The organism is Sphingomonas sp. GlSt437 (assembly GCF_048015635.2).
Taxonomy (GTDB): domain Bacteria; phylum Pseudomonadota; class Alphaproteobacteria; order Sphingomonadales; family Sphingomonadaceae; genus Sphingomonas.
The window spans coordinates 705,353-729,979 of the sequence record NZ_JBPGYA010000002.1 but is presented as its reverse complement, the minus strand read 5'-3'; the positions used below and the strand labels follow the sequence as shown (position 1 = coordinate 729,979).

Annotated in this window: 23 protein-coding genes and 1 tRNA gene; 17 read left to right on the top strand and 7 right to left on the bottom strand. The window is 66.8% G+C overall.

Features of this window, described 5'->3' with window-relative positions; all coding sequences use genetic code 11:
• Positions 1-23: 23 nt before the first annotated feature.
• From ACLB0R_RS12980 to ACLB0R_RS12970, 3 genes are read left to right on the top strand one after another with little or no spacing between them, the layout of a single operon-like run.
• Positions 24-1,592: a proton-conducting transporter transmembrane domain-containing protein gene (locus ACLB0R_RS12980; protein WP_434953855.1), complete on the top strand. Its 1,569-nt coding sequence runs from the start codon at positions 24-26 to the stop codon at positions 1,590-1,592.
• Between the two features lie 3 nt (positions 1,593-1,595).
• Entirely contained in the window at positions 1,596-4,010 is a 2,415-nt protein-coding gene (locus ACLB0R_RS12975; protein WP_416643281.1) for a YbcC family protein, read from the top strand.
• Positions 4,010-4,255, top strand: a complete 246-nt coding sequence (locus ACLB0R_RS12970; protein WP_434953854.1) for a hypothetical protein — start codon at positions 4,010-4,012, stop codon at positions 4,253-4,255. The genes ACLB0R_RS12975 and ACLB0R_RS12970 overlap by 1 nt, the downstream gene beginning before the upstream one ends.
• A 226-nt stretch (positions 4,256-4,481) precedes the next feature.
• On the opposite strand, the gene ACLB0R_RS12965 is transcribed toward ACLB0R_RS12970, so the two are convergent.
• The gene (locus ACLB0R_RS12965) at positions 4,482-6,110 is read right to left on the bottom strand and encodes a sulfatase-like hydrolase/transferase (protein ID WP_416643283.1); all 1,629 of its coding nucleotides are present in this window, start codon (positions 6,108-6,110) and stop codon (positions 4,482-4,484) included.
• Between the two features lie 137 nt (positions 6,111-6,247).
• On the opposite strand from ACLB0R_RS12965, the gene ACLB0R_RS12960 reads away from it, so the two are divergent.
• From ACLB0R_RS12960 to ACLB0R_RS12935, 6 genes are all read left to right on the top strand, one after another.
• On the top strand, positions 6,248-6,880 hold the full coding sequence (locus ACLB0R_RS12960) for a TetR/AcrR family transcriptional regulator (RefSeq protein WP_416643284.1): 633 nt from the start codon (positions 6,248-6,250) through the stop codon (positions 6,878-6,880).
• A gap of 23 nt (positions 6,881-6,903) precedes the next feature.
• On the top strand, positions 6,904-7,536 hold the full coding sequence (locus ACLB0R_RS12955) for a glutathione S-transferase family protein (RefSeq protein WP_416643285.1): 633 nt from the start codon (positions 6,904-6,906) through the stop codon (positions 7,534-7,536).
• 98 nt (positions 7,537-7,634) lie between these two features.
• Positions 7,635-8,435 (top strand): formylglycine-generating enzyme family protein, encoded by an 801-nt coding sequence (locus tag ACLB0R_RS12950; RefSeq protein ID WP_416643286.1) that lies wholly within the window; start codon positions 7,635-7,637, stop codon positions 8,433-8,435.
• A gap of 58 nt (positions 8,436-8,493) precedes the next feature.
• A complete protein-coding gene (locus ACLB0R_RS12945; RefSeq protein WP_416643287.1) occupies positions 8,494-8,925 on the top strand; it encodes a DUF1330 domain-containing protein in 432 nt (143 codons plus the stop codon).
• On the top strand, positions 8,922-9,572 hold the full coding sequence (locus ACLB0R_RS12940) for a 2-hydroxychromene-2-carboxylate isomerase (protein WP_416643288.1): 651 nt from the start codon (positions 8,922-8,924) through the stop codon (positions 9,570-9,572). Before ACLB0R_RS12945 ends, ACLB0R_RS12940 begins: the two co-directional genes overlap by 4 nt.
• Complete coding sequence (locus tag ACLB0R_RS12935) at positions 9,569-10,402, top strand: sterol desaturase family protein (RefSeq protein WP_416643289.1); 834 nt, start codon at positions 9,569-9,571, stop codon at positions 10,400-10,402. Before ACLB0R_RS12940 ends, ACLB0R_RS12935 begins: the two co-directional genes overlap by 4 nt.
• On the opposite strand, the gene ACLB0R_RS12930 is transcribed toward ACLB0R_RS12935, so the two are convergent.
• Positions 10,353-12,068 carry an arylsulfatase gene (locus ACLB0R_RS12930; RefSeq protein WP_434953853.1) on the bottom strand — a complete coding sequence of 572 codons (1,716 nt, stop codon included), beginning with the start codon at positions 12,066-12,068 and terminating at the stop codon, positions 10,353-10,355. The two genes, ACLB0R_RS12935 and ACLB0R_RS12930, sit on opposite strands and share 50 nt — an antisense overlap.
• A gap of 196 nt (positions 12,069-12,264) precedes the next feature.
• Positions 12,265-12,338: transfer RNA gene (locus ACLB0R_RS12925), tRNA-Gln, on the bottom strand.
• Positions 12,339-12,519: 181 nt separating this feature from the next.
• Between ACLB0R_RS12925 and ACLB0R_RS12920 the strand changes: the two genes are divergently transcribed.
• Entirely contained in the window at positions 12,520-13,563 is a 1,044-nt protein-coding gene (locus ACLB0R_RS12920; RefSeq protein ID WP_416643292.1) for a Ppx/GppA phosphatase family protein, read from the top strand.
• On the top strand, positions 13,560-14,216 hold the full coding sequence (locus ACLB0R_RS12915) for an RlmE family RNA methyltransferase (RefSeq protein WP_416643293.1): 657 nt from the start codon (positions 13,560-13,562) through the stop codon (positions 14,214-14,216). Before ACLB0R_RS12920 ends, ACLB0R_RS12915 begins: the two co-directional genes overlap by 4 nt.
• Positions 14,217-14,426: 210 nt before the next feature.
• Here the strand turns inward: ACLB0R_RS12915 and rpoZ are convergent, their stop codons facing one another.
• On the bottom strand, positions 14,427-14,771 hold the full coding sequence (rpoZ, locus tag ACLB0R_RS12910; protein WP_416643294.1) for a DNA-directed RNA polymerase subunit omega: 345 nt from the start codon (positions 14,769-14,771) through the stop codon (positions 14,427-14,429).
• Between the two features lie 119 nt (positions 14,772-14,890).
• On the opposite strand from rpoZ, the gene ACLB0R_RS12905 reads away from it, so the two are divergent.
• From ACLB0R_RS12905 to ACLB0R_RS12895, 3 genes are all read left to right on the top strand, one after another.
• Positions 14,891-16,072 carry a phospholipase D-like domain-containing protein gene (locus ACLB0R_RS12905; RefSeq protein ID WP_416643295.1) on the top strand — a complete coding sequence of 394 codons (1,182 nt, stop codon included), beginning with the start codon at positions 14,891-14,893 and terminating at the stop codon, positions 16,070-16,072.
• A gap of 29 nt (positions 16,073-16,101) precedes the next feature.
• Positions 16,102-16,425: an antibiotic biosynthesis monooxygenase family protein gene (locus tag ACLB0R_RS12900; protein ID WP_416643296.1), complete on the top strand. Its 324-nt coding sequence runs from the start codon at positions 16,102-16,104 to the stop codon at positions 16,423-16,425.
• 62 nt (positions 16,426-16,487) lie between these two features.
• Positions 16,488-17,747 carry an MFS transporter gene (locus tag ACLB0R_RS12895; protein WP_416643943.1) on the top strand — a complete coding sequence of 420 codons (1,260 nt, stop codon included), beginning with the start codon at positions 16,488-16,490 and terminating at the stop codon, positions 17,745-17,747.
• On the opposite strand, the gene ACLB0R_RS12890 is transcribed toward ACLB0R_RS12895, so the two are convergent.
• Complete coding sequence (locus ACLB0R_RS12890; protein ID WP_416643297.1) at positions 17,704-19,986, bottom strand: CDC48 family AAA ATPase; 2,283 nt, start codon at positions 19,984-19,986, stop codon at positions 17,704-17,706. The genes ACLB0R_RS12895 and ACLB0R_RS12890 overlap by 44 nt on opposite strands.
• Positions 19,987-20,333: 347 nt before the next feature.
• Between ACLB0R_RS12890 and ACLB0R_RS12885 the strand changes: the two genes are divergently transcribed.
• The gene (locus ACLB0R_RS12885) at positions 20,334-21,227 is read left to right on the top strand and encodes a LysR family transcriptional regulator (RefSeq protein WP_416643298.1); all 894 of its coding nucleotides are present in this window, start codon (positions 20,334-20,336) and stop codon (positions 21,225-21,227) included.
• 200 nt (positions 21,228-21,427) lie between these two features.
• Here the strand turns inward: ACLB0R_RS12885 and ACLB0R_RS12880 are convergent, their stop codons facing one another.
• Positions 21,428-21,883 (bottom strand): peptidylprolyl isomerase, encoded by a 456-nt coding sequence (locus tag ACLB0R_RS12880; protein ID WP_416643299.1) that lies wholly within the window; start codon positions 21,881-21,883, stop codon positions 21,428-21,430.
• A 181-nt stretch (positions 21,884-22,064) separates the two neighbouring features.
• Between ACLB0R_RS12880 and mgtE the strand changes: the two genes are divergently transcribed.
• Both mgtE and ACLB0R_RS12870 read left to right on the top strand, forming a co-directional pair.
• Positions 22,065-23,492, top strand: a complete 1,428-nt coding sequence (gene mgtE / locus ACLB0R_RS12875; protein WP_416643300.1) for a magnesium transporter — start codon at positions 22,065-22,067, stop codon at positions 23,490-23,492.
• Positions 23,493-23,496: 4 nt separating this feature from the next.
• Entirely contained in the window at positions 23,497-23,904 is a 408-nt protein-coding gene (locus tag ACLB0R_RS12870; RefSeq protein WP_416643301.1) for a DUF1489 family protein, read from the top strand.
• Here the strand turns inward: ACLB0R_RS12870 and ACLB0R_RS12865 are convergent.
• Entirely contained in the window at positions 23,901-24,626 is a 726-nt protein-coding gene (locus ACLB0R_RS12865; protein WP_416643302.1) for a head GIN domain-containing protein, read from the bottom strand. The two genes, ACLB0R_RS12870 and ACLB0R_RS12865, sit on opposite strands and share 4 nt — an antisense overlap.
• Position 24,627 lies beyond the last annotated feature (1 nt).

Genomic DNA, 24,627 nt, shown 5'->3' with positions numbered 1-24,627 from the left:
CGCACGGGCGCTGGAGGACGATGATGACACCGCTGTTCGTATTTGCCGGTCCCGCCCTGCTCGGCATCGCGTCGATCGTCGCGGCGCTCGGGCGCGGCCAGCGGCCTCGGCTCAGCCTGGCGGTCTGCGAAGCGGCGGCAATGCTCGCGCTGCTCATCGCCATCGGCGCGGCGATCATGCTCGGTGGTCACGGCGCCAGCACCGCGGCGTTGATCGGCGATCGGTCGGGCCTTGGGCTCGCGGTCCGGCTCGATATCGTCAGCGCGGCGATGCTGCTGTTGGTCAGCTTTATCGGCTGGGTGGTGACGCGCTACGCCCGCACCTATCTCGATGGCGAAGCGCGGCAAGGGCCGTTCATGGCGCGGCTCGCAGCGACGCTGGCCTGTGTGCTGCTGCTGGTCAGCGCGGGCACGCTCACCCAGCTGGTGCTCGCCTGGATCGGCACCAGCGCGGCGCTGCACGGGTTGCTGCTCTTCTATCCCGATCGCGCCGGCGCCCGGCGTGCGGCGCGCAAGAAATTCCTGTTCGCCCGCCTGGGCGACGGGGCGCTGATCGCCGCCGCGCTCTTGCTCGTCGCGGCTTATGGCACGGGCGACATCGCCGCCATCGCGGCTGCGGCGCGGGCAGCGAGCGCAACCGGCGCGACGCCTGGCACCGCAATCGCTGCCGCCTGGCTGATCGCGATCGCCGCGCTCCTCAAATCGGCGCAATTCCCGACGCATGGCTGGCTGACCGAGATGATGGAGACGCCGACGCCGGTCTCGGCCTTGCTTCACGCCGGCGTCATCAATGCCGGCGGTTTCCTGCTCATCAGGCTGGCCGACATCCTGCCCGCCGCGCCCGCCGCAATGGCGATGCTGGTGATGATCGGCGGCTTCACCGCGCTGTTCGGCAGCCTGGTGATGGTAACCCAACCGGCAGCGAAGACATCGCTCGCCTGGTCCACCGTCGCACAGATGGGCTTCATGACGATGCAATGCGGCTTGGGATTGTTCGGCCTCGCTTTGCTCCATGTCGTCGCGCATTCGCATTACAAGGCGCATACGTTCCTGGCTGCCGGCGACGCGGTAGAGCGGATCGCGGCGGCGCGCCGGCCCGGGCCGGTCGCGGTGCCCGATATGCGCGCCATTGGCCTGTCCTTCCTGTCGGCGATGATCATCTATCTCGCGGTCGGCCTCGCCTTCGGGCTGTGGCACAAGCCGCCTCAGGCGATCGTGCTCGGCGCGGTGCTGATCTTCGGCGTCGCTTATCTGATCGCTCAGGGGCTAAGCGCCGCTGCACCGCGCGCCCTGATGGAGCGCACGACGATCGCCGCGATATTGACCGCCACGGCCTATTTCGCGCTCCACGGCGCGACGGCCTGGGTCACGGCCGGCACGCTACCACCAACGCCTGCTGCCGGCCCGCTCGAATGGGTGCTGATGGCCGCGGTGGTGCTGAGCTTCGGTGGCATCGCGCTGGCTCAGGCCATGCTGCCGCTCTGGGGCGATCACCCCGCCGCGCAGGGCCTGCGCGTCCACCTCGCCAATGGTTTGTATGTCAACACGCTGGTCGATCGGGCGATCGGCGGCTGGCGCATCGAAAGGGTCTGACCCATGCTTATCCAACCTATCAAGCCCGGCAATCAGCCGAATGTCGCTCGCTTTGCCGAGGCAGCCTTGGCCGCGATTGCGCAAATCCCGCCGGCCTGGCCGCTTGACCACACTGTCGCGGTCAACCCTTTTCTGGGACAGGCGGACCGGAGCTTTGCCGACACCGCTGCGCTGCTCCGCGACGTTGCCGGGTGCCGGATCGCGATGCCGCGCGCGTGGTTCCGCGCGCTGTTCGACCAAGGCGAGCTGACGCTTGCCGATCTCGACGCCGCGCTCGGGCTCGCGCCGGCGCCGCACCAGGATTTAACGGCTGCGCAGTTGGTCGCCGCGCTCGCTGCCGAGCCGGAGCCTGCCATCGCCTTGCCGACCATCGCTGATCTGGCGGCGAGCGTGTCAGGCATCGATTGGCCCGCGATCATTGCCGATCGCATCGGATCATGGGCGGCCGCTTATGCCGATCATGGTCAGGCGCAGGGGCAGGCCTTGTGGGCGGCAGCCGGCGGTGATGCCTTTGCAGCCTGGCGCGATCACGCCCGCCACGATTTGACGCCCGAATTGCTGGGTCTGCCGGGCTTTGCGGCGTTCGTGAACGCCATGCCCGCCAATGCCGCCGACGCGCTGGGGATGGCGGCGGAGTTGATCGCGCTGCCGCTGGAGGCGGCGGACCGCTATTATCACCGCTTGCTCATGACCATGGGCGGCTGGTCGCACTGGGCGCGGTATCGGCTGTGGCAAGCCGAGCTCGAGGGCGGCACGGATGCGACGGCGCTTGGCTTGCTGGCAGTGCGCCAAATATGGGACGCCGCGCTCGTGCTTCATTATGGCCCTGCCTTGAGCGATCCGTGGTCGGCGGCGGTCGTTGCTTATGCAGCACCGCAAGCGCCCGGCATTGACGACCAGATCGATGCGATCTTGCACCTTGCCGCTGATCTTGCCGCGCAGCGCCGGCTCGCAGCAACGCTGGCCGCGCCCATCACCCAGCCCGAGGCGCAAGCGCCGGTCGCGCAGGCGGTGTTCTGCATCGATGTCCGGTCCGAGCGCTATCGCCGGGCGCTGGAAACGGCCGACCCGGCGATCCGCACGTTGGGGTTCGCCGGCTTTTTCGGCATCGGCACGGCGCATCGCGGCTTTGGCTCGGATGTGGTCGAGGCGCGGTTGCCGGTGCTGCTGGCGCCGGGAGTTACCAGCCAGGCAGCGGGGTGGGGCGGCAAGGCCGATGGCGATGCGCGCATCCGCGCTCGGCTGGTCCGCGCCTGGGGCCGGTTCAAGCTCGCGGCAGTCTCGTCCTTTGCGTTCGTGGAGGCAGCGGGCCTCGGCTATGTCGGCAAGCTCGGCAAGGATGCGTTGCGGCTCGGTGGCCATGCCGAGCGCGATGATCCGATGCCCGTGCTGCAACCGTCATTGTCGATCGGCGAGCGTACCGATGCCGCCGAGCGTGCCTTGCGGGGCATGTCGCTCACCACCGACTTCGCGCCGCTGGTGCTGCTGATCGGCCATGGCGCACAAGTGGCGAACAACCCGCATGCCAGCGCGCTGCAGTGCGGCGCCTGTGGTGGCCATGCAGGCGACGTGAACGCGCGGCTGCTCGCGGCGTTGCTCAACGCAGCTGACGTCCGCGCTGCGCTGGCGCCGCGCGGCATCGCGATTCCGCACACCACGCGCTTCGTCGCCGGGTTGCACGATACGACCAGCGATCGAGTCCGCTTCTATGTCGATGACGTGGCCGATACCGCCCGGATGACACCGCAGCTGGCGCGGATCGAGGCAGCTTTCGCCAAGGCGGGTGCGCTGGCGCGGGGCGAGCGGGCGTTGACCTTGCCCGGCGCTGTTGCCGGTCGGTCGCCGGCGCGGCGCGGACGGGATTGGTCGGAGACGCGGCCCGAATGGGGGCTGGCGGGCTGCGAAGCCTTTATCGCGGCGCCCCGCGCGCTGACCCAGGGGCGTGATCTTGGCGGCCGCGTTTTCCTGCATGATTATGATTGGCGCGCCGACCAGGGCTTCGCGGTGCTCGAGCTGATCCTGACCGCGCCGGTCGTCGTCGCCAGCTGGATCAGCCTGCAATATTATGGCTCGAGCGTCGCGCCGGAGCTGTTCGGGGCAGGCAACAAGCTGCTCCACAATGTGATTGGCGGGCTGGGCGTGGTCGAGGGCAATGGCGGGCTGCTGCGCGCCGGCCTGCCGTGGCAATCGGTGCACGATGGCGAGGCGCTCCGCCATTCGCCGCAGCGGCTGACGGTCTGTATCGCGGCGCCGAGCGGCGCGATCGGCGATGTGCTCGCCGCTCATCCGGGCGTGCGTGCGCTGTTCGACAATCACTGGCTGCACCTGGTGGCGCTGGACGACGCCGGGCGCTTTGCGGCTCGTTATGTCGGTAATGGAGCGTGGCAATCGCCGGCAGCGGCGGCACGCGCGGCATGATGCCGTTCACGCTCCCGGTGCGCGACGAGCCGGAAGTCGCCTTGGCCCGCGTCAATGCGCGGATCGCCTGGGTGCTGTCGCATGAGGGCATGTCGGACTGGCTGAAGCAGGCGTTGCGCGGCGCGATGGCGCGCGACCCCGTCGAGGCCGCGAACGACGCTGAGCTGCTTCGGCATCTGCTGGTGCCATTCGCGATTGCCGAGGCGACCAACGCGGTGACCTCGTCTATGCCTAGCGACGATTGATCCGCAGGCAAGTCGCCCATGGGACGTCGCCGCTTCGCGCTGTCCTACGGCTAGCTCGCTTGCTACCCCGCTTCGGCTCGGTCGCTGCGCCATATCGTCGATCGTGGATCGAGGGCGAAACCCATGGTCAGTGCGAACATTAGGGAACATTCGCCCAACAGCAGCGCCATGCGCACAAACCCCCTTTAGGGCGTGACTTTGAGAATATTTTTAGGGGCCGTCCCCCTCAATTCGTCCAGTACACATAATCCTGCCCGGCTTTCCACGGCGCATTGAGCGGCACGTCGATGCGCACCGGCGCTTCGATCAGCCCGGGCCAGAGCGGCTTGGCCATGCCCTTGTTCTGCGCGTCCAGCTCGGCCTTGAGGCGCGCGACTTGGGCCGGTTCGGCGGCGGAAAGCTCGTGCTGTTCGGTCGGGTCGGTGGCGAGGTTGTAGAGCCACACCTTCTGCCGCCGGCCATCGACCTGCAGCTTCCAGTCGCCGTCGCGCACCGCGCGATAGTCGCCGGAGCGCCAGAAGAGCGGCCCGCTCCGCGCGCTCGGCGCGCGGCCGGGCAGGATGCCCGCCAACACATCGACGCCGTCGACGATCCGGTCCCTGGGCAAGGGCGCGCCCGCCACCGCCGCCATCGTCGCGAACAAGTCCATATGAATCGCGCGCGTGGTGGACGTCGTGCCAGGCTGGATGTGTCCCGGCCAGCGCATCATCAGCGGCACGCGGATGCCGCCTTCGAAGAAGGTCGCTTTCCACCCGCGGAACGGCTTGTTGAGGTCGGGAATGCCGTCATACCAGGCGCCCCCATTGTCGCTGGTGAAGATGACGAGCGTGTTCTGGTCGAGGCCTTCGCGCTTCAGCTCTGCCAGCACATCGCCCACGCGCCGGTCGAGTTGGCGGATCATCGCGGCATAGACGCGCGTCTTGTGGTCGCCGATCATCGGCAGCGCGTCATAATCGGCCTTGGTCGCCTGGAGCGGCGTGTGCGGCGCGTTGTACGCCAGGTACATGAAGAACGGTCGGTTGCGATTGGCGTGGATCGCGGCGATCGCATTGTCGGTCAGGTAATCGGTCATGTGCTCGTTGGGCTCGAAGCGCTGACCGTTATTGAACTGCACCGCATAAGGCAGGTTGGGCCAGAGATAGCCGTCGATCGGGTCCCAGGGCAGCTTGGCGTTGACCACGTTCGGGTCGCGCTGATGCAGATACTTGCTGCCGCCGGCGCGGAAGCCCAACGACTCGTCAAAGCCGCGCGCGTGCGGCGCCAGATCGTCCGCCTCGCCCAGATGCCATTTGCCGAGATGGATGGTGTGGTAGCCCTGGCCCTTGAGCAACTGCGCGATGGTGATCTCGGTCCGCGGCACGCCCATTTCGGGATAGTCGATCAGGTTATTATTGAGCTCGCCGTGATAGATCACCGGCACCGGCGAATGCCGTTCGCCATGGCTCACCGCCCAGGCGAACGAGCCCGGGACAGCGGTGAACTCGAACCCGAAGCGCGTCGGGTAGCGCCCGGTCATCAGTGCGGCGCGCGACGGCGAGCAGGTCGCGTTGGCGGCGTAAGCGGTGGCGAAGCTGACGCCGTCATGCGCGATTGAGTCGATGTTGGGGGTCTTGACCAGCCCGCCTGCGATGCCGCCGCCGTTCAGCGAGATGTCGTTATAGCCCAGGTCGTCGGCGAGGATGAGGACGATGTTGGGCGGGCGCTGGCCGGTGGGCGCGGTGGCGGGGCCTTGAGCCCAGCTGACAGGGTGATACGCGGCGATCGGGTGGCGAAGCTCGCTCATCAGCCCGGGAAGGCCCTTGCCGAACCAGAACAGCCCCGCCGCTGCCGCCGCCGCGATGGCGCCCAGCGCCACCAGCCATCCAAGCCACCGCGCCACAGGCTTTCTCCCATCCTACCCTCGTCAACAATCTGCACGGGGCGTGTCGAAAACGCAAGGCGAGCCGGTCCTGATGCTGGACGCTGTAGCGATCGCTGCCTATAGCATCGGCCATGCCAAGTTCGTCCCGCACCAACCTGCTTACCCGCCCGGCCGGCGCCGCCGCGCCAGCCGGCGATGGCCGCCACGCCCGCAGCCAGTCGAGCCGCGCCCGCATCGTCGCTGCCATGCTCGAGCTGGTCGGCCAGGGCGATGTCCAGCCGAGCGCGGCGCGCGTTGCGGAGACGGCGGGCGTGGGCCTGCGCACCGTGTTCCGCCATTTCGACGATATGGAAGCGCTCTACCGCGAGCTTTCCGAAGCGATCGAGGCACGGGTGCTGCCGATCCTGCTCAAGCCTTTTGTCGCGCCCGAATGGCGCGGGCGCATCCGCGAGATGGCCGAGCGGCGCACCGAGCTGTTCGAGGCGATCTTGCCCTTCCGCATCTCGGCGAGCCTCAAGCGCTTCCAGTCGAGCTTCCTGATGCGCGATTATCGGCGGATGCTGCGGCTGGAGCGCGAAACGATCGATATGGTGCTGCCGCCCGAGATTCTGGCTGATCCGGTGCGGGCAAATATGGTCTATTGCGCGCTCAACTTCCAAAGCTGGCGGTCGCTGCGCCACGATATGGAGCTCGAGGTCGCGGTGGCGCGGGCGGTGTTTCTGGCGACGGTCGACGCGGTGCTGGCGGCGATCCCGGAAGGCTGAACAGGGCGAGGGGAACTGGTGAGGTGATCACACTCTATGATTTTCCCCGCGCCCCCAGCCCGCGCCGCGCCCGCGTGCTGCTCGCCGAAAAGGGCATTCCGCACGAGACCGTGATCGTCGACTTGGCGCAGCAAGAGCAATTGGGCGAGGCGTTCCGCGCGATCAACCCGCGCTGCACCGTGCCGGCGTTGCGGCTCGATGACGGCACGGTGCTCACCGACAATGCCGGCATCGCCGCCTGGGCCGAAGCGGCCTATCCGGAGCCGCCGCTGCTGGGCGTGACGCCGATTGAGAAGGCCGAGATCGCCAGCTGGAACGCGCGGATCGAGCAGGAAGGCTTTTACGCGGTGGCGGAAGCGATGCGTAATTCAGCACCCGCGATGAAGGGTCGCGCGCTCACCGGCGCCGTCGATTACGAGCAAATCCCGGAACTTGCCGAGCGCGGGCTGGCGCGGCTGGGGCATTTCTTCGAGATGCTCGATGCGCATCTAGCGGATCGTGCTTTCGTCGCAACCGATCGGTTCAGCCTGGCGGACATCAGCGCCGTGATCGTCACCGATTTCGCTCGCGTCGTCCGGCTGAAGGCGGCCGAGGAGTTCGCGCATATCGGCAAATGGCGCGCACACATGGCCGAGCGGCCCAGCTTCTCGCTTTGAGAGGAGCGCTCGCCGGCGCCGCGGCGCTACTGCTCGCGGCCTGCTCGGCTGCGGAGAAAGCGCCAGCGGGCGCGTGCCAGGGATTAGCGGGCTCGCAGATGCGCTGGGTGCCCGCGGGCACCTTCATGATGGGCGCCGATCCGCATTACCCCGAGGAAGGGCCGCCGCGCCTGGTGTCGCTCCCCGGCTTCTGGATCGACGAGCATGAGCTGACCAATGCCGAGTTCGCCGCGTTCGTGAAGGCGACCGGCTATCGCACCATGGCCGAGCGCGCGCCGCTCGCTCTGCCCGACGCGCCGGCCGACATGAAGCAGCCCGGATCGGCGGTGTTCACCGTGCCGACCGTCGATGATCCGCGCTGGTGGCGCTGGCGCGTCGGCGCGCAATGGCGGCGCCCGCACGGCCCGGGCACAAGCATCGCGGGCCGTGATCGCGAGCCAGTCGTCCAGATCGCTTATGAAGACGCGGTCGCCTATGCGCGCTGGGCGCACAAGGAGCTGCCGAGCGAAGCGCAGTGGGAATATGCCGCGCTCGGCGGGGCGCGCTCGCTGCCCGAGGAGCCTGTGGACAAGGGCGGAAAGCCCACCGCCAACTACTATCAGGGCGTCTTTCCCGGCCGTGATCTGGCGACCGATGGCTATCCCGGCCCCGCCCCGGTCGGCTGCTTCCCGCCCAACGGCTATGGCCTGTACGACATGATCGGCAATGTCTGGGAATGGACGCGCGATTTAGCCGGCGATGGCGATCCGCGCCACGTCATCAAAGGCGGATCGTACCTCTGCGCGGCCAATTATTGCGCGCGCTATCGGCCCGCGGCGCGGCAGTTTCAGGAGCTGGGGCTGGGCACCGATCATATCGGTGTCCGCCTGGTCGACAATCACCGCCCGCCGCCCGGCTAGCGAGCTTGTCGGCTATGCGAGAAACTGGCACAGGAAGCGCCAATAGCATGAGGATATGATGCAGACCAGCGAACCGTTCACCGTTACCAATGCCGTCACCCTCTCGGCCGATCAGCTGGCGGCGTTTCTCGGGGCGGCGGAAGACGGGCCGTTTGTGATGATCAATCTGCTCAAGTTCCGCGAGCGCGCGGTCTATGCCGATGGCCGCGATCCCGAGCTGTCCGGGCGCGACGCCTATTTGCGCTATGGCATGGCGGTGCAGGCGGAGCTGGCGCGGGTGGGTGCCAAGCCGGGCTATGCCGGGCCGATCACCGGGCTGATGATCGGCGAGGTGGGCACATTGTGGGACATGGTCGCGCTCGCCCAATATCCTTCGCTCGCCGCGATGCGTGAGATGGTGATGGCGCCGAGCTACCAGGCGATTGCAGTCCATCGCGAGGCAGGGCTGCTCGGCCAGCTCAACATCAAGACCAAAGGCCAGTTCGCGTGACGTTGAGCTATGATCTCTATTGGTCGTTCCGCTCGCCCTACAGCTATCTGGTGACGCCGCGGCTCGTCGCGCTTGAGGCCGAGTATGACGTGCGCTGCAACGTCCGCCCGGTTTACCCGATTGCAGTGCGCCAGGCCGGGTTCTTCTCGAACGCCGACCCGCTCTGGTTCAGCTATTTCATGCGCGACGTGTTCCGCTGCGGCGAGTATCTCGGCGTGCCGATCCGCTGGCCGGTGCCCGATCCGGTGGTGATGGACCCGGCGACGCGGACCTATCCTGAGGAGCAGCCTTACATCTTCCGCCTGACCCAACTCGGCGTAGTGGCGGCGGAAGCAGGGAAGGGGTTGGCGTTCATTGCCGAAGTGTCGAAGACGATCTGGTCGGGTACGGTCGATCATTGGCACAAGGGCGATCATCTGGCGCAGGCCGCTGCGCGTGCTGGGCTCGATCTCGCCGCACTCGATGCGAAAGTCGCAGCCGAAGGCGACCGCCTCGATGCCGCGATCAAGGCCAATCAGGACGCGCAACGTATCGGCGGTCATTATGGCGTGCCGCTGATGGTGTTCGACGGCGAGCCGTTTTTCGGCCAGGATCGTTTCGACCAGCTCGTCTGGCGGATGAAGCAGCGGGGACTCGCCAAAAGATGAAGCCCGAATATCTCCTGATCGTCGGCATTTATCTGGGCTTCGCGATCGCCGAGGCATTGGGCGGCGGCTTCATCCGACGCCCCGGCCAGACGCGCGCCGATGCGTTCGTCGAACTGGTGAGCACGATCACGCTGTTCGGCCTCACCCAGCCGGCCATCCTGCTGACCTCGGCAGCATTGTGCGGCTGGCTGATGCCGGGGATGGCGGGGGCGTGGGCGCAGCTGCCGATCGTGGCTCAGGTTGCGCTCTTTCTCGTCGCTGACGACATGATGCAATATTGGTGGCACCGGCTGTCGCACAGCGTGCCGTGGCTCTACAGCCTGCACCGCCCGCACCACAATGCCGCCTACATGTCGGTGCGCATCGTTTATCGCAACAACCTGTTCTATTATGCGCTGATGCCGAGCCTGTGGCTGTCGGGCGTGCTGATCTATCTTGGGCTCGGCTGGGTTTATGCCGGCTATGCGGTGGTGAAGATGCTCGTCATCATCGCCGCGCATTCGCATCTGCCCTGGGATGCGCCCCTCTATCGCGTCCGGGCACTGTCACCGCTGATGTGGCTGGTCGAGCGGACGATTTCGACGCCCGCGACGCATTGGGCGCATCACGGCAAGCACAAGGCCGATGGCGTGACCAATTATAAGGGCAATTTCGGCAATCTGCTGTTCTTCTGGGATGTGCTGTTCGGCACCGCCAAGATCACCCGGCGCTATCCGGGGGCCATCGGGGTCGAAGGGATGAACGACGTCGGTGCTACCGAGCAGCTCCTCTGGCCGCTGGTTAGGAGCGCACCGCCCGCCGCCGTCGCCACGCCCAAACCAGCGCGATAAGCAGGGCAATCACGCCCACCAGCACCGCGCCGGCGCGCTCGAGCAGCGGCAGGCCAGTCTCGCGGAAGGCATTCTCGTTGATCTGCGCGGCGGCGGTGTAGCCCGGCGGCATCGGCAGCACCTGATCGCGCCGCGCATAGGCCTGATAATCGGCGATCATCGCGCGCATTTGGTCGGGAAGGATGTTGCCCAGATCACGCGTTTCGCCCGGATCGCGGACGATGTCATAAAGGTGCCAGCGGCTGTCGCCGGTTGGCGGCAGGTTCTTGACCAGCTTGTAATCGCCTTTGAACAGCGCGGCATTGCCGGTGAGCTCATAGCCGAGCGGGGCGTCGGGCGTATGGGCGGCATCGGCTTGGCCGGTCAGCATCGGTTTCAGGCTCACGCCGGTGATCGGCTCGGCGGCGAGCGGCGCGTTGGGCACTTGCGCCAGATCGAGCAATGTCGGCGCGACATCCGTCACATGCGCGAAGCGGTGCGCGATCGTGCCGGCCTTGATCGCCGGATTGCCCGGCCAGGCAATGATCAGCGGCACCCGCAGCCCACCTTCGCCCGCGGTGAACTTATAGCCCGAGAGCGGCGCCGCCAGCGCGCTTGCCCAGCTCGGGCCGATATATGTCATCGTGCCGCGCTGGCCGGCATGGGCGGGGTCGAAGTCGTAATAGCGATCGAGCAGCAACCGGTTGATCCAGCGGTTGCGCGGGTCGGTCGGCTCGGGGCCGTTGTCGGAAAGGAGGACGAAGACGGTGTTGGTATAGTCGCCGGTCGCCTTCAGATGATTGATCAGCCGGCCGATCTCATGGTCGGCGGCTTCGGCCATCGCGCCATAAGCCTGCATATAGCGCGCTTGCGCGTCGCGCTCCTCGCGCGTCAGGCCTTGCCAGTCGCGCGTGGTCGACAGCGTCGCCATTGTGCCGACGGCGGGCACAATGCCGAGCGCCGCTGCCCGCGCCGCCCGTGCCGCACGCAGCTCCTGCCAACCCTCGCGATAATGCCCGGCATAGCGCGCCAGATAAGCGTCGGGCGCCTGCACCGGAATGTGATTGGCCATGAAATTGACCGAGGCGAGGAACGGCCGGCCGCTGCCGCGCCCCGCATCGATATAACCGATCGCCTTGTCGACGATGAAGGTCGAGGAATAATAATCGGCCGGCAGCGTCAGCGGCTTGCCGTCTTCGCTCCAATCGACGCGATCGTGCAGGCCGTAGATTGGCTTTTGCTCGAAATTATCGGCGCCGGCATCGGGCATCACCGTCGCGTGATCATAACCGCGCGCGCCCGGCAGCTTGTCGGGCGTCTTGCCGAGATGCCATTTGCCGGAGAAATAGGTGCGGTAATCGGCGGTGTGGAGCCGCTGCGCGATGGTCGCGACGCGGTCGTTCATCACCGTGTCGTAACCGGGCTTGCCGAGATGCTCGGGCGGGATCGTTTCGGGCATGTCGCCCAGGCCCGCGCGGTGATTGGACACGCCGGTCTGCAGCATCGCGCGGGTCGGCGCGCACGATCCGGCGACGTGGAAGTCGGCGAAGCGCACGCCGGCACGTGCCAGCGCATCGATATTGGGCGTCCGGATTTCGCCCCCGAATGCGCCGATGTCGGTAAAGCCCCAATCGTCCATCACGATCAGGACGATGTTGGGGCGGGGCGTGGTGGGCTCGGCGGTCACAGGCGCGGGCGGCGCGGGCGTGGCGCTACCGATCGAGGCCGCTATGACAGCGATCGTGGCGCCAACCAGCCATCGCCGCCCGCTGCCCGGTTGATTACCGCGATCGGATCGAACCGCCGCTATACGTCGCCGCATATGCCCCTCCAGCGGGGATCATGCGGCGGTCTATCGGCATTATCAATGCCAGATTAGGCGGTGGATGCCCCGTGAGGATTCGAACCTCAATTGACGGAGTCAGAGTCCGTAGTCTTACCTTTAGACGACGGGGCAGCGCGCGGCGGCTGATAGGCGGGGGGCGGCGGGATTGTCAACGCCGCGCCTGTGCTTTTCCGCCAATGGGTTGCCCGCGCCGCCTTGCCGCGCTACCTTGGTATCAGCCACCGAACCTTTGCCTGGCAATCGCTAAAGCATTGGCGCCGGAAGAACAAAAGAACGAGTGTGAGAGTGCGGCATGCGGGACCAGACCGCTGATATGCCGTGGCAGCCGGGCCATCGCCCGGCGCGTGCGGCCCCCGAGGCGAGCCGGAAAGGCCGCCACCATGAGCCGCGCCATTTCGCGGCGCTCGACCTTGGCACGAACAATTGCCGGCTGCTGATCGCGCGGCCCCAGGCTAACGGCTTTGCCGTCGTCGATGCCTTTTCGCGGATCGTTCGGCTTGGCGAGGGGCTGGCGACGACCGGCCAGCTTTCCGAGGCCGCAATCGACCGGACGATCGAGGCGCTCAAAATCTGCGCGGACAAGCTGCGCCGTCGCGACGTCGCGCTGGCCCGTTCAGTCGCGACCGAGGCATGCCGCCGCGCGAGCAACGGCCATATCCTGATCGAGCGTGCCTATCGCGAAACCGGCATCGCGCTCGACGTGATTTCGGCCGAGGAAGAAGCGCGGCTGGCGGTGCTCGGCTGCCACATCTTGATCGAGCCGGGCGACGACCCGGCGCTGGTGTTCGATATTGGCGGCGGCTCGACCGAGCTGGTGCTGGTCGATACCCGCGCTACGGTGCCGACAGTGCTCGACTGGCACAGCGCGCCCTGGGGTGTGGTGTCGCTGACCGAGCATATCGGCCCCACCGCCACTGATCGCGAGCGCGGCCAGGCGTATCTCCGGATGCGCGAGATCGTGTCGCAAAGCTTCGCGCCGTTCGCGCTGCGCTTGCCCAAGAGCCTCGCCAATCCCCGCCTGCTCGGCACGTCGGGGACGATCACAACACTGGCGAGCGTGCATCTGGGGCTCGAACGCTATGACCGCCAGGCGGTCGATGGCCTGATCGTCCCGGCGGATGCGATGCGCGGCATTTGCGCCGACCTTGCCGGCAAGTCGATCGCCGATCGCGCGCTGGTGCCGTGCATCGGCAATGAGCGTGCCGATCTGGTCGTCGCCGGCTGCGCGATCCTCGAGACGATCATGGATTTGTGGCCGGCGGTGCGCGTCGGCGTTGCCGATCGCGGCATTCGTGAGGGCATTTTGCGGCGCTTGATCAGCGGCGCCGGCAAGTGACGCGGGGGACAGGCGGGGGGCGGCAGCGCGTCCGCACCGCGCGCAATCGCTCGGCGCAATCGACGCGCTGGCTCGAGCGGCAGCTGAACGACCCCTATGTCCGCCGCGCCAAGGCCGAGGGCTATCGCAGCCGTGCCGCGTACAAGCTGATCGAACTCGATGAGCGCTTCGGCCTGCTCGCGCGCGCGACGCGGATCGTCGATCTCGGGCTCGCGCCGGGCGGGTGGAGCCAGGTTGCCCGGCGGCTTGCACCGCGCGCCGCGATCGTCGGTATCGATCTGCTGCCGGTCGATCCGATCGACGGCGTCACCTTCTTCCAGATGGATTTCATGGATGATGCTGCGCCCGGCCGGCTGATCGAGGCGCTGGGCGGCGCGCCTGATCTCATTCTGTCGGACATGGCGGCCAACACTGTCGGCCATGCCCAGACCGATGCACTGCGTACGATGGCGCTGGTCGAAGCGGCGCTGGCCTTTGCGGTCGACACGCTGGCGCCGGGGGGCGCCTTCGTCGCCAAGGTCTTTGCGGGCGGGGCGGATTCGGCGCTGGTTGCCGAGATGAAGCAGAATTTTACGAGCGTGAAGCACGCCAAGCCGCCGGCGAGCCGCAAGGGTAGCGTCGAGTGGTTTGTCGTGGCGCAGGGGAAGAAATAGGCGCGGCTACGCCCGCGCCGATGCGCGCAGCGCAATTTCTTGCCCGGCCGGCGCGCAAAGCGCGTCCGACGACGCGGCTTTGCCGCGGCGGGGCAGTTACTTGGATTTCTGGCGATGGCAGCGGCGTGGCGGAGCCACGCCGTCGGTCGGGGCGTTGCCCCGCCGGCCGGGCCTCGGCTTAACTGCGATTAGCTCAGCTAATCGCAGGCCTCAGCCATCATAATCCCCGCCCAGATTCTGGTTGCGCGGCGGCGCGGCGGCGGTGAGGCGCAGCGCTTCGGCCGAGGCCGACAGGCTGCCCATCTCATCGACTTCATCATCGTCGTCGATCTGGACGCGCTGGAGCGAGCCGACGAGCGACTCTTCCAGATGCTGCGGCAGCACCGTCTCGTCGGCGATTTCGCGCAGCGCCACGACGGGATTTTTGTCGCGGTCGCGATCGATCGTCAGCTCGGCGCCGCCCGAAATCTGGCGGGCACGCTGCGCGGCAAGCAGCACGAGGTCGAAGCGGTTGGGAACCTTGTCGACGCAATCCTCAACGGTAACGCGCGCCATGGACGCATCCTTCACGAACAGATCAATTGGAAAGCACGCGCACTTATGGAGGCGGGGCCCGAGAGTCAAGGAAAACGCCGCTTGCGAGGGCGTCGGCGGCACGGCATGGCGGCGCGCTGATGGATGCGGCGCTTCCCCCTTCCGACATGGTGGTCGGCGGTAACCGATTGGCTTTGCTAACGACCGGGCCGGAGCGGCTCGACGCGGTCATCGCGCTGATCGATCAGGCGCAGCGGACGCTTCGCATCATCTATTACATTTATGTCGATGACCATGCCGGCGAAGCGGTGCGCGCGGCGCTGATCCGCGCAGCGGGGCGCGGCGTGACCGTCACGCTGCTCGTCGACGGCCTGGGCAGCGAAGTCGCCGCGCAGCACCATTTTTTCGACGCGATGGCGGCGGCGGGCATCGAGGTGATCCGCTTCTTGCCGCGCTGGGGCCGGCGCTATCTTTTGCGCAATCACCAGAAGCTGGTGTTGGCGGACGGCGAAAGCGATGGCGCAACCGCGATTATCGGCGGCTTCAATGTGCAGGACAGCTATTTCGGCACGCCGGCCGAGCAGGCGTGGCGCGATCTCGGCATGGTCGTCGCCGGGCCGGCGGCCGCGCACCTCACCGGCTATTTCGATGCGCTCGCCAAATGGACCCGCCAGCCATACCCGCCGCTCAGGTCGCTGCGCCGCACGCTTGGGCGCTGGAGCCAGCCCGATGGTGCGGTGCGCTGGGTGTTCGGCGGGCCGATGCGGCGGCTGTCGCCCTGGGCACGCGCGGTGCGGCAGGATTTGCGCGCGGCGCATCGCGTCGACCTCATCACCGCTTACTTCGCGCCCAGCCCCGCGATGATCCGTCGGCTGGAGCGCGTCACTCGGCGCGGGCCGGTGCGCGTGGTGCTGGCGTCGAAGAATGATCACGGCGCAGCGATCTGGGCATCGCGCTTCACTTATGCCGGGCTGTTGCGGCGCGGCGTGCAAGTCTATGAATATCAGCCGACCAAGCTCCACACCAAGCTCTTCGTGATCGACGACATGGTCTATGTCGGCTCGGCCAATTATGACATTCGCAGCCTGTTCCTGAACCTTGAGATGATGCTGCGGATCGAGGATGCGGCGTTTGCCGCGATGGTGCGCGGCTATGTCGATGGCGAAGTCGCCGATTCCGAGCGGATTGACCTGGCGACGTACAACGCCCGCACCGGCTGGTGGACGCGCTTGAAACAGGCGGCGGCCTTTTTCGTAATGACGGTGCTCGATTACAACGTGACGCGCGGCCTCAACTTTGGGCGCAATCCCCGGCTGGATTAGTGCGGCAAGTGCGCCTATCGGACCGCGTCATGCAAGGCGGACGTACAGGCGACGTCGCGGTAATCTTCATGTCGGTGAGGACCGCGCAAGGCGAGGCGGGCTATGGCGCCGCGGCTGACGCGATGGAAGCGCTCGCTGCCGCACAACCAGGTTATCGCGGCATGGAGAATGCGCGCGGGCCCGACGGCTTTGGCATCACCGTCAGCTTCTGGGCGGACGAGGCCGCCGCCAAGGCGTGGCGCGACCATCCCGAACACAAAGCGATTCGCGATGCCGGGCGTGACCAATGGTATAGCCGCTACGAAGTCGCGGTGGGCGAGATCGACCGTTCCTATCGCTGGAGCCGTTCTTGAGCGCACGCCGGCCGAGCCCGCCGATCGCGATTACCGGCGATTTTGCGCTGCTGTTCACCGTCATGCTCACCGTTGCCGCCGGCAACACCGCGCTGCAATCGGTGCTGCCTGCGCTCGGTAGATCGCTGGGCGTGCCCGATTGGCAGGTCGCGGCGGCGTTCTCGGTTTCGGCATTGCTCTGGGTGATTGCCGCGCCAATCTGGGCGCGCCGATCCGATCGGCAGGGGCGCAAGGCGATGATCCTGTTGGGCCTTGCCGGCTTTTCGGGCTCGCTCATTCTGTGCGGCGTGGTGCTGGCGGCAGGGATTAACGGCTTGATTTCAGGGACGGCGGCGTTCCTGGCTTTCATCGTCGGCCGGCTGATCTATGGCAGCTTCGGCGCGGCGGCGCCGCCGGCGGTGCAAGCGCTCGTCGCCGGCAAGACGACGCGGCACGAGCGCACGCGTGCACTAACGCTGCTTGCCTCGGCGACCGGGCTCGGCACGATCATCGGCCCGGCGCTGGCGCCCTATCTGGTGCTGCCTGACCTTGGCCCGGTGCGGATCGGGCTTGCCGGCCCCGCCTTTGTCGGCGCGACCTTCGGCCTCGTCGTGATGGCTGCGGTCTATCGCTACATCCCCAATGATGGCGCAATGGGGCATGAAGCGCGCGGCGCCGCCAGCGCCTACCCCTCGATCGGCAACCAGCCCTCGGGCGCGAGCGTGACCGCGGCGACCGCGCACGGGCATGAGCAGGTCGGCTATCTCGACGCGCGCGTCCGCGCCTGGATGATCGCCGGGCTGGTGATGGGCCATGCCCAGGCAATGACCGGGCAGGCGATCGGCTTTCTGGTGATCGACCGGCTGCATCTCTCGCCGGCGGCGGCGCTACCGCCGACCGGGCTGGTGCTGATCATGGGGGCGGGCGCGGCGCTGCTGGCGCAATGGGGGTTGATCCCGCTGCTCAACCTCGATCCGCGCCGATTGGTGCTCGCGGGGCTGGTGATTTCGGCGATCGGCACGGCGGCGACCGGGGTGGCGGGGTCGCTCTATGGGATCGCGCTGGGTTACGCGCTGGCGTCGCTTGGCTTCGGCTTCACCCGCCCGGGCTTTACTGCCGGGGCGTCGCTGGCGGTGGGTGCGCGAGCGCAGGGATCGGTGGCAGGCAAGGTGACGAGCATCAACGGCGCATCGTTCATCCTCGGCCCGTCGATCGGCGTTGGCCTCTATCAGCTCGCGCGGCCGCTGCCCTATCTGACGGCGGCGACCGCGCTGGCGCTGATGCTTGGCTATGCCTGGTTCACTCTATCGGCACCTGGCGTGGAGGCGGAACCGGCAGCGTGAAGCCGATCGGCTGCAGCGAGGCGGCCTGCTGCTTCAGCCGCGCCGCCATCTGCTCATATTCGGCTTCCATCTCGGGCGTGACCGAGGCGCGCGCGTCCTGCAGCCCCGCCTCGAAATGCGCCATGGCGACCAACGTCGCGCCATTGCGCAATGCGTTGAGGCCAGCGCGCCGCACCAGATCTTCCAGGTCCGCGCCGCTGAACCGCTCGGTGCGGCTGGCGAGGTCTCTAAGGTCGACATCGGCGGCCAGCGGCATCTTGGCGGTCTGGATCGCCAGGATGCGCTCGCGCCCCGCCTCGTCGGGAACCGCGACATAGACAAGCTCGTCGAAGCGGCCTGGGCGCAGCAGCGCGGGGTCGATCAGATTGGGCCGGTTAGTCGCGCCGATGACGACGACCGACTGCAATTCCTCCAGCCCGTCCATCTCGGCGAGGATGGTGTTGACGACACGCTCGGTGACTTGCGGCTCGCCAAGCCCGCCGCCGCGCGCAGGCACCAGACTGTCCAGCTCGTCGATGAAGATCACGCAGGGCGCCACTTGCCGCGCGCGCGAGAACAGCCGGGCGATCTGCTGTTCGCTTTCGCCATACCATTTGCTGAGCAGGTCGGACGATTTGGTCGCGATGAAATTGGCCTGCGCCTCGCGCGCGACGGCCTTGGCGATCAGCGTCTTGCCCGTGCCGGGCGGGCCATAGAGCAGAAAGCCCTTGGCAGGGCGGATGCCAAAGCGGCGAAACGCATCGGGGTCCTTCAACGGCAATTCGATGCCTTCGCGTAGCCGCTCGCGCGCCTCGTCCTGGCCGCCGACGTCTTCCCAGCGGACGTTGGGCGCCTGCACCATCACTTCGCGCATCGCCGATGGCTGCACGCGCTTCAGCGCGCCGACGAAATCCTCGCGCGTCACCGACAGCGTGTCAAGCACCTCCTGCGGGATCGTGCCTTCCTCAAGATTGAGGCGCGGCATGATCCGACGGACGGCTTCGATCGCTGCCTCACGCGTCAGCGCGGCGATGTCGGCGCCGACAAAGCCATAGGTGGTACGCGCCAGCTCACCCAGGTCGACATTGTCGGCGAGCGGCATGCCGCGCGTATGGATGCCCAGGATTTCCCGCCGCCCACGCTCGTCAGGCACGCCGACAACGATCTCGCGATCGAATCGGCCGGGCCTGCGGAGCGCCTCGTCGATCGCGTCAGGGCGATTGGTCGCGGCGATGACGACCAGATTGGCGCGCGGCTCGATGCCGTCCATCAGTGTCAGCAATTGCGCGACGAGACGCTTCTCCGCCTCGCCTTGCGCCCGGTCGCGCTTGGGAGCGATCGAATCGATCTCGTCGATGAAGACGATCGATGGCGCAGCCTTGGCGGCTTCCTCGAACACCTCGCGCAGCCGCTTTTCCGATTCGCCATAGGCCGAGCCCATGATCTCGGGCCCGTTGATCAGGAAGAACTGCGCGTCCGATTCGTTGGCGACCGCGCGGGCAAGGCGCGTCTTGCCGGTGCCCGGCGGCCCATGGAGGAGCACGCCCTTGGGCGGATCGACGCCCAGCCGCTGGAACAGTTCGGGATAGCGGAGCGGCAACTCGACCATTTCGCGCAACTGGTCTATCGTCGGCGCCATGCCGCCGATATCGTCATAGGTCACGTCAGCGCGGCGCGCCTCGCGCGGCTCTTCATATTCGGCGCGCAGCTCGACTTCGGTATTCTCGTCGATGTGAACGATGCCCTTGGGCGCGGTCGCGATCACCGCGAGGCGGATTTCCTGGAGGGCATAGGCCGGCGCGTTGAGCATCTGGCGGAGCTGCGGCGGCATGTTGTCGACGCGCTGCTGGCCGGCGGTCGCGACGATATCGCCCTGGGTCAGTGGCCGGCCGAAGAAAGTGCGCTGGAGCGCGGCGGTCGAGCCCTGTAGCCGCAGATTCTGCTGGGCGGGCGCGAAGACGACACGCGTCGCCGGTTTCGAGTCGGCCTTGCGCACTTCGACGAACTCGCCCGATCCGGCGCCGGCATTGGCGCGCTGCAGGCCGTCGATGCGGATTATCTCGAGCCCCTCGTCATCGGCATAGGGCATCACCGCGCGTGCCGGCGTGGCGCGCTTGCCGACGATCTCGATCACGTCGCCTTCGACGAGCCCTAACGCCGACATCAGCGCGCGCGGCACATGCGCAACGCCGCGCCCCGAATCCTCGGGCCGGGCATTGGCCACTTGCAACTTGCGCCCTTCGATTTCGCTGTCGGCCATCGGCTTTCCTTCGTCCGGCAATAACGACGAAGGCGGCAAATAGGCGCGGGCGACCGAAGTTACGAGTCGCCTGAGCACCATCGCGGGACAAAAAAAGGGCCGGTCGGAAGCCCGACCGGCCTTGGAAGTTTTAGGAGAGGATGCCTGAAAGGCACGCTCTATGTGCAGCGCAGCACGTTTTTGTGCAAGTGCGAAAAGGCTAAGCCTAATTGCGCTTGACGCACGCGTACCGCCTTTAGACTATGGAGTCGGCGTTCCGACCGAGGCCATGGCCGGGCGCGAGAGTGATGCACCGCACAACAGCCGGGATTGCCAGGCGGGTGCGGGGGGAGGGGTGACTGAAAGCCATGCGGAGATTGCCGCCGCTAACCGCGATCGAAGCGTTCGTGCAAGTAGCGCGGACGGGATCGGTCAAAGCCGCGTCGCAGGAATTGTCCTTATCGGCACCGGCGCTCAGCCGGCGCATTCAGGCGTTGGAGCGCTTCGTCGACCGGCCGCTGTTCGATCGTGGCCACCAGTCGATGCGGCTCAATGCCGATGGCGAGCGGCTGATGGCGCAGATTTCGCCGGCGCTCGATACGCTCTCCGACGCGATCGAGGCGATGACCAGCGGCATTGAGGTGTTGCGGCTGCGGCTCGGCGTGCTGCCGCTCTACGCCTCGCAAAAGCTGTTCCCGCATCTCGCCGAGTTGCGCGCGCGATACCCCGAGCTGCATCTCGATATCGATACGGCGGGGCAGGCGATCATGCGACTGGGCGATGGGCTCGATGCCGCGATCGTGCTGGCCCGCGAGATCGATCCGGCGCTTTATGCGCGGCGGCTCGATCGCAACCGCGTCTATGTGATCGGTCACCGCGGTATGGCCGAAGGGCGTAACGCGATCACCAAGCCTGATCAGCTCTCGTCGCTCACCGCCATCGTCCACCGCGATATGCCGGACACATTTACGTCATGGCAGATCGCGGCGGGGTTCGCCGAACTCGAACCCGCGGCGATCGACCATTTCGATTCGGGCGCGCTGATGCTCGAAGCGGTCGGGCAAGGCCTTGGTGTCGCGTTCATGCATGAAAGCCATTTCGAAGACGCGCATGACGACCGGCTCGTGCGGCTGTTCAGCGATATCGAGGTGGAGAGCCCCTACAGCTATTGGTTCGTGTGCCGCCCCCGAGCGCTGTCCCAGCGCCCGGTGCGGTTGTTCCACGACTGGCTGGTGGAAACGTTGGGGGTGGGGAAATCGTAATCGTCACCCCAGCGAAAGCTGGGGTAGGTCGACGGATGATAGCCCCAGCTTTCTACCCCAAATCCTCCCTTGCTAGGGGAAGGTGTCGCTGAAGGCGACGGAGGGGGAGGACTTTTCTACGCTGAGGTGGATGACCTCCCCTCCGTCAGGCTTTGCCTGCCACCTCCCCCTGGCGGGGGAGGATTGAGTGTTAGCGCCGCTCAGGCGGCCCGCGCCTTCAGGATTTTGCCGGGATTGCGCGGCGGCTCGCCCTTGGGCAGCGCGTCGATATGCTCCATGCCGTCGGTCACCACACCCCACACGGTGTACTGGCCATCGAGGAAGGTCGCGTCGTCGAACACGATGAAGAACTGGCTGTTGGCGCTGTTGGGGTTGTTGGTGCGCGCCATCGAACACACGCCGCGGACATGCGGCTCGCGGCTGAATTCGGCCTTGAGGTCGGGCTTGTCGCTGCCGCCGGTGCCGGTACCCGTCGGGTCGCCGCCCTGCGCCATGAAGCCGGGGATGACGCGGTGGAAGACGACGCCATCATAAAAGCCCTCGTTCGCCAGGGTGCCGATCCGCTCGACATGGCCGGGGGCAAGATCGGGGCGAAGCTGGATCGTCACGTCGCCGCTTTCAAGCGTGAGGGTCAGGGTCGAAAATTGGTCGGCCATGGCAAATCCTTATGGTCGGGTGAGGGGAGAATGGTCGCGCCCTAGCCGCTGTACCGCGCTCAGGCAATCTCGGCGCTTGCCGCGCCGGATATGCCCCCCTAGAGGCTGAAGCCACGCCTCGCTCAAGGGGCGCCGGAGACCGGCCTTTCATGCGGTGATGCCGCCAGCCAGGGAGATCGAGATGAGCGAAACCGATCTGACCGCTGTTGCCGCCGACACCAGTCATGACGAACCGATCGCGGTCGAACCTCAACTCGACGAAGACGACCGGCTGAAGCCCGAATTCGTGCGCGCCGTGCTCGATGCGGTCGAGGCGGGTGATAATGAAGCGGCGCGCGCTCTGGTCGAGCCGCTCCACCCTGCCGACATCGCCGACCTGTTCGAACTCGCGCCGCAGGATGATCGCGCCGCGCTCGCCGCCGCGATCCGCGACCTCGTCGACGCCGATGTGTTCGCCGAGCTCAACGATTATGTCCGCGACGACCTGATTGACGCGCTCGAGCCGCATGAAGTCGCCGATATCGCGTCCGAACTCGATACCGACGATGCCGTCGCGATCCTCGAGGACATGGACGTTGAGGACCAGCGCGAAGTTCTGCGCGCGATGGAGCCCGACGATCGCGCCGCGATCGAGGAAGCGCTTTCCTACCCGGAGGAGTCCGCTGGCCGCCTGATGCAGCGCGAGCTGATCGCAGTGCCCGAGCATTGGACCGTTGGCGACGTGCTCACCTACCTGCGCTCCAACGACGATCTCACCACCGATTTCTGGGAAATCTTCGTCGTCGATCCTGCGCACAAGCCGATCGGCACCTGCCAGCTTTCCTGGATCATGCGGACGCCGCGCTCGGTCGCGATGGGCGATGTCATGGCGCGCGAGCAGACGCTGATCCCGGTCGATATGGACCAGGAGGAAGTCGCGCTGCGCTTCCAGAAATATGCGCTGATCTCGGCCGCCGTGGTCGATGGCAGCGGTCGGCTGGTCGGTATGATCACGGTCGACGACATCGTCCACATCATCCAGCAGGAAGCCAGCGAAGACATCTTGCGGATGTCGGGCGCGGGCGATGGCGACATCAACGAGCCGATCGTGCTCACAATACGCACCCGGATGTGGTGGCTGTTCGTCAATCTGGGCACCGCGATCCTGGCGTCGGCAGTGGTGGCGGCGTTCCAGGACACGATCTCGCGGCTGGTGACGCTCGCCGTGCTGATGCCGATCGTGACCGGCATGGGCGGCAATGCGGCGACGCAGACAATGGCGGTGACGGTGCGCGCGCTCGCGACCAACCAGCTGACCAGTTCCAATACCTGGCGAATGATCGCGCGCGAATGGTGGATCGCCAGCGCCAATGGCTTGGGCCTCGGCGTGTTGATGGCGATCGGCTGTCAGCTGGTTTATCATGACTGGTGGCTGAGTTTCGTGCTGCTGCTGGCGATGATCCTCAACAGCCTGAATGCCGGCTTGTCGGGGGTGTTGATCCCGCTCGGGCTTGAACGGCTGAAGATCGATCCCGCGGTAACCTCGACCGTGTTCGTGACGACGATGACCGACACGTTCGGCTTCTTCTTCTTTCTCGGGCTGGCGGCGCTGTTCCAGCTGCACAGTTGACGCCATGGCGCTGCATCTGACCAAAGTTGCGTTCGGCGCGGCGAGCGTGGAGCATCTGGCCGAGCGGCTGGCGGCACGCGCGGCGGCGGGGCCTGTCGCGTTGACGACGCGCTATCTGCCCAAGCGGCATGAGGAGATCGCCGGCCAAGGGTCGCTCTACTGGATTATCAAGCACCAGCTTGTCGCGCGGTCGCCGATCCTGGGCTTTGGCGAAGCCGAAGGCGGGCGAACCGCGATTCTCATCCGGCCCGAGGCAATACGCCTGCAGCCGGTGCCGCGCCGCGCGCATCAGGGTTGGCGCTATCTCGAGGCAAAGGATGCGCCGCTCGATCTGGGCGCGGAGGGCTCAGCGGATATGGCCGCCCTGCCGCCCGAACTGATCGGCGAGTTGGCGGCGCTGGCGCTTCTCTAGCGCTTGTTGCCGCCGCCGCACGTCACCGCGCCGCCGCCGGGTGCGCTGATCGTGCAAGGTGCGTTCCCAGTGATTTCAACGCTGCCGAGGCCTGTATTGGTAACGCTGGCGCTGAACTTCGCTGCCGCGCGTATATCGCCCGGCCCATCGAGCCGCACGGTCAAGTCGCCGACATCCAGCCCGCTCGCCTCGACATTGCCGACACCGTTCGCGTCAAGCCGAGCGCGCTGGGCGTGGCCGGCGAGCGTCATCGTACCGGCGCCGATGATCGTGGCGTTGAGCTCATCGGCGTTAAGCGCGCTTGCCTGGAGCGTGCCGGAGCCGGTGACCGCAAAGTCGATCCGCTGGCCCTTGGCGCCGGTAATCGTCAGCCGGCCGCCGCCGGTAACGTTGGCGCCGCGCAGCACCGGCGTGGCGAGCGTGATCAACAGCGGCCGACCTTGCGACCGATCAACCGCGCCATTCTCGGTCGGCGCGCGGCGCACGGTCAGCGTCGTGCCGTCGAGACGCAGGACCACGCTGTCGAGCGCGCGCGGATCGCCTTCCGCCTTGCCTGCAGGGGAGGCGCCGGCGGTGAGCTTTACCTCGAACGGCCCCTCGACCCGCACCCGCTCAAAGCTGGTCAACGGGTAGACGTGGCTGGGGCGCGACTGAGCGGTGGCACTGCCGCCAAGCAGCACAAGCGAGCCGATAAGTGCGATGGCGATGCCGGTGCGGATCATT